Origin of the sequence: Borreliella yangtzensis (assembly GCF_014201775.1) — a bacterium.
Classification (GTDB): domain Bacteria; phylum Spirochaetota; class Spirochaetia; order Borreliales; family Borreliaceae; genus Borreliella; species Borreliella yangtzensis.
Window position 1 is genome coordinate 439166 of record NZ_JACHFG010000001.1, and the last position, 10076, is coordinate 449241.

Genomic DNA, 10076 nt, shown 5'->3' on the forward strand with positions numbered 1-10076 from the left:
AGGGGTTGATAAGAATTTTAAGTTTGAATATTTGAAGCTAATTTTGCTATAAGTTTTTCAACACTAGATTTTTGAATATTAAATTCTATTTCTACTGTGTTTGAGTCTTTTATTGTGGCTTTTATGTGACTTGATATTGTTAAATTAGTTGTGCCCGCAAAGACAGTTGGAAGTAGCTTTTTTGACAATACTTTTACTATTGATGGGTTGGTTGTTTTAATCAAAGATTTGAAAATATATTCATTTTTATTTAGACTGTTTATAGATAGGGTTCCACTGCTAAAGGGGATTAAATTTTTACTACTTGCTATTTGATCTGTAAGCAGTAATGCTGAATCTTGTACCCAAAAAAACATTTCATTTTTTTCTATTTCTTTATTATATTTTGTTGTTAGTATATTGCTGTTTTTTAAGGTTTTGTCTTTTTGGGTTATTGTAATACTGGTCCTAGCTCTGTTTGGGGTAATGTATATGTTTGAATTTTTGAGTTTCCATTTGGGATTTGTAAGTATATTGCCTATTGATTCTGTATTTCTATTTTTATGAATTCCCCAAAAAATATCTTTTGGGAAATTACCCATTAATAGTAGAGCAAAGTCATTATTTTCTTTTTTATAGCTAAAGTATAAATCGCTTATAAGTCCCAGAATGGATTTATATTTAGGACTTAAGGAGTTGTAAATAGATCTATTTTTGATTAAATTCACATGGGCATATAAATTTGCGTCAGGCAAAAGTTCCATTAAGTGATTTAGATTTTGCTTTGGAGGGCTGTAAGGTAGACTAGTGCATCCCACCATAGTAAGGTACAAAATGGCAATTATTTTTGTTAATATTTTTAACATTTTTCAATTCCTATTATTGTGAACATGTCATCGTTAAGGTTTATTTTTTTTTCTAACTTACCTTCGTTTGAAATGATATTTAAGGTTAATGTTTCAGTTTTAATATATTTTTCAAATTTATTTAGTATTTTTTTCAATTTTGTATTATTTTCTATGTATAAGTTGATTCTATCACTAACATCAAAATTTTTTTCTTTTCTTAAATTTTGGACTTGCCTTACAAATTCTCTTGCAAGTCCTTCTAAGCATAATTCTTGTGTTATTAGTGAGTCTATTCCTATTGTAATGGAGTCTTCATTTATTATTTTTAAGTTATCTTTTTCTTTTCTTTCTAATATTATATCATTTAATGATAAGCAATACTTGGTATTAGCTACTTTTATTTCATAAGATATTCCATTTATTATTTTTATTATGTCTTCATTTTTTAGCTTGCTAATTTCAATAGATACCGATTTCATATCTTTGCCAAGTTTTTTTCCAAGTTCTTTAAAGTTTGCTTTTGCTTTGTAAGTTATGAGCTCCTCTTCGTTAGATTTTATTTTCATTTCTTTTGCATTTATTTCATCTAATATTATTTCTTGCATTTCTATTAGCATATTTTGTTCATTTTGATTTTTTGTGACAATGTATATTGTACTAATAGGCATGCGTATTTTTATATTATGTAATGATCTGAGCGATCTTGCCATTGAAGTTATTTTTCTTGCAAGATTTATTTTCTCTTCAATTGTTTTATTGATGAAATTTTCATTTGCTTTTGGATAATCGTTAAGGTGTATTGATTGTTTGTCTTCATTGGTTTTTAAATTTTGATATATCTCTTCTGTTATAAATGGAATAAAAGGCGCAAGTAAAATCATTAAAGTTTTGATTGCATAATATAATGTTTCATAAGCATCATTTTTGTCTTTATCGTTTTCTGATTTCCAAAATCTTCTTCTTGATCTTCTTATATACCAATTATTTAATTTATCTATAAATTCAAGTAAAGATTCTATTGATTTTGTTAAATTATATTTGTCTATTTCTTTATTTAGTGTGTTCTTTAGGCTTTCAATTTCGCTTATGATCCATTTGTCAAGGGTGTTGTCTTTAGCTAAGTTGGGATTTTTTTGGGGTTTGAATTTATCAATTATCGCATAAGTTGTGAAAAATGAATAAGCATTCCAAATGGGTATTATTATGTTTTTAAGAACGTCTCTTACCCCATTGTCGCTATATTTTAAATCGTCAGCCTTGACTACAGGACTCATTATTAAATAAAGTCTTAAAGCATCAGCCCCAAAGGTGTTTATTACCTTCATTGGGTCTGTATAATTTTTAAAGGATTTTGACATTTTCCTTCCATCGCCTGAAAGAACAAGACCATTTACGATTACGTTTTTGAATGCTGTGTCTTCAAAAAGAGAAGCTCCCAGGATTGTAAGAGTATAAAACCACCCTCTTGTTTGATCTAGACCTTCTGCAATAAAGTCAGCAGGAAATACATTTTTAAAATTACTTTTATTTTTGAATGGGTAATGATTGCTTGCGTAAGGCATTGCTCCAGATTCAAACCAACAATCTAAAACCTCGCTTGTTCTGATAAACGTGCCGCCGTTTTTGCTTGACCAGGTTATTTTATCTACGATGTCTTTGTGTAAGTCTTCGATTTTTTGACCAGACAGTTCTTCAAGCTCTTGTTTTGATCCAATGCAAATTTTTTTTCCTGTTTTTGAACATATCCAAATTGGAATTGGATTCCCCCAAAATCTGTTTCTGCTTATTGCCCAGTCTTTTGCATTTTCTAGCCATTTCCCAAATCTTCCTTTTTTTAAATGAGCTGGCATCCAATTAATTTTTTCATTTATTTTTAATAGTTTAGTTTTTATTTTTTCTACATTTACAAACCATGAGCTTATTGGTCTGTAAATAATTGGGCAGTTTGTTCTGTAACAAAATGGATATCTGTGCAGATAATTTTCTCTTTTGAATAAAAAATTGCGGAGTTTTAGGTTTTCTATTATTTTTTTGTCAGCATCTTTTACAAAAAGTCCTTTAAAATCTTTTACTTGATTTGTGAATTTACATTCAGCATCTAAAGGATCTATTATATCGACATTTGTGTGTTTTTTAAGTATTCTGTAGTCTTCTTCTCCATAAGGAGCAATATGAACAATTCCTGTTCCATCTTCAATTGTAACATAATCGGCTGTGTGAACCTTAAAAGCCCCTTTATCTTTTTGTTCTAAAAAGTAGTTAAAAATAGGTTCATATTCTATTCCCTCAAGCTTACTTCCTTTAAATTTTTCTATAATAGTATATGAATTTTCATTATCATAATAACTATTAAGCCTTTTTGATCCAAGTATTAAAATCTCTTCTTTTATTTTGTCAAAAATTTTAAAATATTCTATTTCTTGTCCTACTGCAATTCCAAGATTTGAGGGCAATGTCCAAGGGGTGGTTGTCCATGCTAGTAAGTATTCGTTTTTGCCTTTAATTTTAAATTTTATTGTTAACGATGGATCATTGACTTCTTTATATTCTCCAAGATTCACTTCAAAGTTTGAAAGCGGAGTTGCAAGTTTTGGAGAATAGGGTAGTACATAATAGCTTTCATATATTAAACCTTTGTTGTAAAGATTTTTAAATACCCACCATACAGATTCCATGAAATTTATGTCCATAGTTTTGTAGCCTTTTTCAAAATCTACCCATCTCCCAAGCCTCAAGATTATATTTTTCCATTCTTCTGTATATCTGAGTACTATTTTTTTGCATTCTTTGTTAAAATTTTCAATGCCATAATTTTCTATTTCGTATTTGCCAGAAATTCCCAATTTTTTTTCTACTTCGTATTCTACGGGTAGTCCATGAGTGTCCCATCCAAAGTTTCTTTTAACATATTTACCTTGCATTGTTTGATATCTTGGAATTATGTCTTTTATTGTGTTTGGAACAAAATGTCCAAAATGAGGAAGTCCTGTTGCAAAAGGAGGTCCGTCATAAAATGTAAATTCTTCACATCCTTCTCTTTGTTCCATGGATTTTTCAAAGATCTTGTTGTCAGCCCAAAAATTTAATATTTTTTCTTCTATTTTAGGAAAATTTGCTTTGTTTTCTACTTTTTTAAACATATTAATATTATAATTCTCCTTTATGTTATTATTATTTTTTCTTTTTCTAAATGAATGGTTATTTTATTTATGTTTTGATTTTCAGATATTTTGGTGATAATATTTTCTTCTATTTTTTCCTTTATTGCAGCAATCACGCTTCTTGCTCCTGAATTTTTTTTATAGTATTTTGTGGTTATGAATTTGTTAACATCTTTTTGTATTTCTATTTCAATTCCTTTAGAGTAAAATTTTGTTTTAATTGTATTTAAGTAGTTTTTGCAAATTTCTTCTATATTGTCTTTCGTAAGAACATTTAAGATAATTTTTTTTTGAATTTTGTCTAAGAAGGACAACTTAAATCTTTTTTCAAGATCTTGATTTATTTCTTCTTTAAAATTTTTTGTTTCTGCGTTTTTTTGTTGATTTTTGTTAAACCCAATATTCTTTTCTCCAAGAAGCATTCGAGATCCAACGTTTGTAGTCATTATTATAATTGTGTTTTTAAATAGTATTTTATCTTCTTTGCTATCAATAAGTTCCCCATTTTCAAGCATTTGGTTTATTAAGTTTAATATAGAGTTGTGGGCATTTTCAATGTTTTCAAACAATAATAAAGTTTCAAATGAATGTTTTAATTTGTTTGTTAGAATTCCTCCATCGGAGTAGCCTACATATCCTGGATTTGTGCCAATTAATTTTGAAATAGAGTTTTCTTCTCTGTAATCTGACATATCTAGTTTTAATATTGAATTTTGGTCCTTAATAATTTTTTTAGATAGTTCATTAGTTAGAGTAGTTTTTCCACATCCATTTGATCCTATTAACAATATTGAAGTTAGAGGTTTGGAATCGTCATTGAGTCCAAGTTTAGCTTTAATAATTTCTTTAATAAATTCGCTTACTGCATGTTTTTGTCCAATCACTTTTTGATTAATTTTGTTCTCCACTTCTTTTAATTCCAAAATTTCTTCTTTTATGTTATTTGCTGTTTTAATAGATAGTATTTCATTTATTGCTTTTTGTATATCATCTGATGTTATGATATTGTTTTTTGTAAGCTCTTCCTTTTTAATTGCACCGGCAATATCTATTATATCTATTGCTTTATCTGGAAATCTTTTATTTATTAAATATTTAGATGAAAGTTTTACTATATTTGTAAGTGCACTTTTTTCATAGATCACCCCATGGTAGTCTTCGAAATTTTTTGCAATATTTTTGATTATTTTTAGTGTATCCTTTTCGTTTGGCTCTCTTACACTAATTGTTTGAAATCTTCTGGCGAATGCTTTGTCTTTTGAAATATATTTTCGGTATTCATTGTAAGTAGTTGCCCCAATAATTTGTATTTCAGCCCTAGAAAGTGATGGTTTTAATATATTTGATGCATCAAGAGCTCCTTCGGAATTTCCAGCTCCTATTAAAGTGTGTATTTCGTCAATAAATATTATTGTGTTTTTATTTTTTTCAATATACTTAATTATATTGTTTAAACGGTCTTCAAACTCGCCCCTATATTTTGTTCCCGATATTAAGTTTGAAACTTTAAGCATTAAAATTGTTTTATCTTGCAGTTTGCTACTTATTTTTTTTTGTACTATACTTGATGCAAGCCCCTCAACTATTGCTGTTTTCCCTACCCCAGGCTCACCTATCAGCATTGCACTATTCTTGTTTCTTCTCAAGAGTATATTTGTAAGAGTTTTAATTTCTTCTTCTCTTCCAATCAGGGGATCTAATTTTTTATCTTTTGCAAGTGCTGTTAAATTTTTGACATACTTTCCGATTTCGAAGTTTTCATTTTCAAGTCGTATTTCTTCATCAAATTCTTTGTAAGTTTCAATTAATCTTATTTTATTTTTTTCCATGTATTCCAATATATTTTGATCTTTAAAATTGAAGCTAGATTTACTTAGTTTATATTTTTTTAGAAGTTTTTTATTTTTTAATATTTGATAAAAAATTTCTTTTGATCCTATTAAGGATTTAGATTCAAACTCCTTTTTAGCTTCTTTTATAAGAGTAAAGATTTCTTTATTGATTTTTGGAATAATTATTTCATTTTTTTCTATTAAAATTTTTTCTAATTTATCTATTTCACAAATAGCTTCTTGTTTAATGCATTTAAGAGTTTTGGTATCTATAAATTTTATTTCAGATTTTTTGGGAGTGGTAATTATAGATACTAATAAGTGCCAAATTGAAACTTCTTTATTTTTATTTTTTCTTGCGATTTCTTTTGAATCTATTTCTACCAAATTTATTAAATTTTCTGTTATGTTAATATTTTTTTATCTCCATCTTTATTGCATTTATTATACCAAATATTTTATGTTTTTCTTTATATTCGAGTTTTACAGATATGTAAAATTTAATTTTTGGTTCTGTTCCAGAGGGTCTTACGGTTATTTCAATTTCGTTTTCAAGTATAAATTTTATTGCGTTTATAGGATATTTATATTCTTTGATTTCTGAAATTTCTTTTTTGAAGTTAATTTTTTTAAGAGTTTTATAGTCTAATTTTTCAATTATTTTAATTCCTGCGAATTGCATTTTTTGTTCTTTTCTTAGCTTTAACATTATTGCTTCTCTTTGAATTTCTCCGTTAGCTCCTTCAAAGTTTTTTTCTATATTAAATTCTTCATAATATCCAAATTCTTTGTATATTTTTTCAAGATAATTTTTAATTGTTTGTTGCTTAGCTTTTAAATCAAGTACTAAAGAACAAATTCCTTTTATGGCTGAAAATGCATCTTTGTCTCTAACCGTTGTTCCTATTAGGTATCCATGACTTTCTTCACACGCAAAAGCAAATTTTTTATTTGGTTCATTTTTTTCCATTTCATCAATTAAGCTTCCTATCCATTTAAATCCTGTGTAAGTTCTAAAAATTTGAGAACCATATTTTTTTGCAATTTTTTCTAGCATTTGTGTTGTTACAAACGATGATATTACAAATGTATTTTTGGGATTTGTTTCTTTTGAAAGTATATAATTCATTAAAATGCATGATATTTGATTCCCGTTTAAAAATATCCATTCGTTTTGGTCTTTAAATGCAATTCCTATTCTGTCAGCATCTGGATCTGTTGCAAGGGCAATGTCACAATCTTCTTTTTTTGCAAGCTCTATTACTTTAATCATTGATGTTTTTTTTTCTGGATTAGGGTATTTTATTGTTGGAAATTCAGGGTTTGGCATTATTTGACTTTTTTCCAAAAAAAGTTGTATTTTACTATTTCCAAAGAGTTTTTTTATTATGGTTCCACCGGTTCCATGTAGTGCCGTGTAGGCTATTTTTAAGTTTGTTTTTTTACTGTTCTTTTCAAAATCAGAAAATTCTTTGTTTATTGTTTTTACGTATTCTTTGTCTATTTCATTGCCGAGTTCTTTGATGATCTTTTTTTCAATGCCTTCTTTTATGGTAATTGTCTTTATTATGTTTTTTACTTTTTGGATTTCTTTAGTTATTAATGCGTCATGAGGCGGCATCATTTGGATTCCCCCTTTCCAGTATGCTTTGTAACCATTATATTCTTTTGAATTGTGACTTGCTGTTATCATAACACCAATATCACAATCAAATTTTCTTATTGTGTAAGAAAGTTGGGGGGTGGGCCTCAATCTTTTGTATATGTATGTTTCAAAATTATTTGAGGCAAAAATTTGAGCAGCACTGTAAGCAAATTTTTTTGAAAAATATCTTGAATCATAACTTATTGCAACTTTGGGGGTTTTATTTATTTTAAGTACATAGTTACATATTCCTTGGCTTATTTTTTTTATATTATATGTGTTTATGTAGCATGTTCCAGCTCCAATGATTCCTCTCATTCCAGCAGTGCCAAATTCTAGATCTTTGTAAAATCTGTTTAGAATTTCTGGTTCATTATTTGTTTTTTGAATTTTTATTGCTTCTTTTTGAAAATATATATCTTCTTCAAGAAGAATGTAATTTTCCAATTTTCTTTTGGCTTCTATTTTTTGCATCAATTATCCTTTTTATTTTATTTTTTCAAACAAAGATTAATTAAATTATATTGATTTATAATGAATTATATACTTGATATAGAATTTATTATTAGATAATTTATAAGAATGTATATTAAATTTTGGTCGTTAAATTAATGATAGATTTTTTTTTGAAGTCAGAATATCTTCCCGCTGGTGATCAACCTAAAGCAATAAAAGAGATTAAAAATTCTATTTTGCTAGGGAATAAGTATCAAACATTAAAAGGCGTTACAGGAAGCGGAAAGACTTTCACAATTGCAAATATAATTAAAGATCTAAACAGGCCTGCTTTAGTTGTCAGCCATAACAAAACATTAGCAGCACAGCTTTATAGAGAGTTTAAAGATTTTTTTCCAAATAATGCCGTTGAATATTTTGTTTCTTATTATGATTATTATCAGCCAGAATCCTATGTTCCTTCAAAAGATTTATTTATTGAAAAAGAAGCTACTATTAATAATGAGATAGAAATAAAGCGAATAAGGACGGTAACGTCTCTTGCTAAAAGACGAGATGTTATTGTTGTTGCAACTGTATCTTCAATTTATGCGCTTGGATCTCCAGATTTTTTCAAAAAATCAGCGCGAGAATTTTTTGTAGGCCAAAAAATTTCTATTAAAGAAATATCAGATATTTTTGTAGAGCTTTATTATGAGAGAACTTTGATAAATTTAGAGAGAGATAAATTTTCAATTAAGGGGGATATTGTTGAAATTTGGCCTAGCAGTGAGCATGGAGAGTTTGCTTATCGAATTTGTTTGGATTTTGATGAAATTGTTAAAATATACAGGATCAGTTCTTTTTCTAAAAAAAATTTAGGAACTACAAATAGTTTTACTCTTTTTGCTAAATCTTATTTTGTAATTCCTTATAAAAATATATTAGAAGCGATACCCAAAATATCTTATGATCTAGATCTTCAATGTCAATATTTTAAAGATAATGGAAAGCTTGTAGAAGCCGAGAGACTTAAACAGAGGGTAGGGTATGATTTGGAAATGCTTAGAGAAACAGGATTTTGCTCGGGCATTGAAAATTATTCTAAATATTTGAGTGGAAGTACAATGGGAAGACCTTATTGTCTTTTTGATTTTTTTTCGAAAGATTACTTATTGTTTGTAGATGAATCTCATGTTACATTGCCTCAATTTAGAGGAATGTATAATGGAGATTATTCTAGAAAATTAAATCTTGTTAACTTTGGATTTAGACTTCCTGCAGCTCTTGAAAACAGACCTCTTAAATATGATGAATTTGAGGCATTAATTAATCAGGCTGTATTTGTTTCTGCAACTCCAGGTTTTGAAGAAAATGAAAAGAGTAGTGTGGTTGTTGATCAAATAATTCGTCCTACAGGTCTTGTTGATCCTGAAATTATTACTAGGCGTTCTGATGGTCAAATGGAAGATCTTTATGTTGAGATTCAAAAAAGAGTAGCTCTTAAAGAGCGGGTTTTAATTACTACTTTGACAAAAAAAATGTCTGAAGATTTAACTGAATATTTAGTAAGTCTTGGTATAAAGGCAAAATATTTACATTCAGAACTTGACACTCTTGAAAGGGTAGAAGTTATTTCGCTACTTAGAAAATCTGAAATTGATGTTATTGTTGGTATTAATTTACTTAGAGAGGGTTTGGATATTCCAGAAGTATCTCTTGTTGTAATATTAGATGCTGATAAGGTGGGATTTTTAAGATCTACTACTTCATTAATACAAACAATTGGTAGGGCTGCTAGAAATTCTAATGGCCTTGTAATAATGTATTACGACAAAATAAGTGTAGCTATGCAGGAGGCAATTGAGGAGACTAATAGAAGACGTCAAATTCAGATTGATTATAATAAAAAAAATAGTATTACTCCTAAAACAATTGTTAAGAAGATTCAAAATATTTTAGAAAAAGAACTTAACAATAAAGATAAAAATATTAGCTATGATTTTGAAAAAAATATTTCAGGCAAGAGATTATCTAAAAAGAATATTATTAATAAACTTAAATTTGAGTTAGAAGAAGCTGTTAATGATGAAAGGTTTGAAGATGCAATTGTTTTAAGAGATAAAATAAAAGAGCTTAGTGGCAAAATTAGTGTGGCTCGTAATAAATAAAAGAG

5 protein-coding genes are annotated in these 10076 nt (G+C 27.8%); 1 reads left to right on the forward strand and 4 read right to left on the reverse strand.

The window, feature by feature from the left end:
* Window positions 1–17: 17 nt before the first annotated feature.
* Genes HNP68_RS02115 through HNP68_RS02130 form a run of 4 tightly spaced genes read right to left on the reverse strand, consistent with a single transcriptional unit; the run spans window position 18 to window position 7939 of the window.
* Window positions 18–845 (reverse strand): hypothetical protein, encoded by an 828-nt coding sequence (locus HNP68_RS02115; RefSeq protein WP_183219942.1) that lies wholly within the window; start codon window positions 843–845, stop codon window positions 18–20.
* Complete coding sequence (gene ileS, locus HNP68_RS02120; protein ID WP_183219944.1) at window positions 839–3967, reverse strand: isoleucine--tRNA ligase; 3129 nt, start codon at window positions 3965–3967, stop codon at window positions 839–841. The genes HNP68_RS02115 and ileS overlap by 7 nt, the downstream gene beginning before the upstream one ends.
* 20 nt (window positions 3968–3987) lie before the next feature.
* A complete protein-coding gene (locus tag HNP68_RS02125; protein WP_183219946.1) occupies window positions 3988–6207 on the reverse strand; it encodes an AAA family ATPase in 2220 nt (739 codons plus the stop codon).
* Window positions 6208–6229: 22 nt separating this feature from the next.
* Complete coding sequence (locus HNP68_RS02130; protein WP_183219949.1) at window positions 6230–7939, reverse strand: phospho-sugar mutase; 1710 nt, start codon at window positions 7937–7939, stop codon at window positions 6230–6232.
* Between the two features lie 137 nt (window positions 7940–8076).
* Between HNP68_RS02130 and uvrB the strand changes: the two genes are divergently transcribed.
* The gene (gene uvrB / locus HNP68_RS02135; protein WP_183219951.1) at window positions 8077–10071 is read left to right on the forward strand and encodes an excinuclease ABC subunit UvrB; all 1995 of its coding nucleotides are present in this window, start codon (window positions 8077–8079) and stop codon (window positions 10069–10071) included.
* Window positions 10072–10076: the final 5 nt, after the last annotated feature.

Bases quoted from the DNA above. Each gene is read 5' to 3' on its own strand.
- HNP68_RS02115 (WP_183219942.1), bottom strand. From the start codon at position 845: ATGTTAAAAATATTAACAAAAATAATTGCCATTTTGTACCTTACTATG.
- ileS (WP_183219944.1), bottom strand. From the start codon at position 3,967: ATGTTTAAAAAAGTAGAAAACAAAGCAAATTTTCCTAAAATAGAAGAA.
- HNP68_RS02130 (WP_183219949.1), bottom strand. From the start codon at position 7,939: ATGCAAAAAATAGAAGCCAAAAGAAAATTGGAAAATTACATTCTTCTT.
- uvrB (WP_183219951.1), top strand. From the start codon at position 8,077: ATGATAGATTTTTTTTTGAAGTCAGAATATCTTCCCGCTGGTGATCAA.